Genomic DNA, 272 nt, shown 5'->3' with positions numbered 1-272 from the left:
AGCGGAAAAAGAAATATTCAAACCTATTTTAGACGGAAATGTTGGAATGTATGTCTGCGGACCTACAGTGTATAGCAATGTGCACTTGGGAAATGTAAGAACTTTCCTTTCATTCGATTTTATCTACCGTACCTTAATGCATTTAGGGTATAAAGTAAGATATGTGAGAAATATTACCGATGCAGGGCATCTTACTGATGATGGAAACGTTGATAACGACAGATTCGTAAAACAAACCCGACTTGAAAAGTTGGAGCCCATGGAAATCGTAC

General features: G+C 37.9%; 1 pseudogene. It reads left to right on the top strand.

Annotated elements, in window-relative coordinates:
* Window positions 1-272 (top strand): annotated as a pseudogene (locus SB689_RS23140) (cysteine--tRNA ligase); the annotation flags it as partial.

This window comes from Chryseobacterium sp. SIMBA_038 (assembly GCF_046535115.1).
Taxonomy (GTDB): Bacteria; Bacteroidota; Bacteroidia; order Flavobacteriales; family Weeksellaceae; genus Chryseobacterium.
This window is presented reverse-complemented; position numbering and strand designations above follow the sequence as displayed.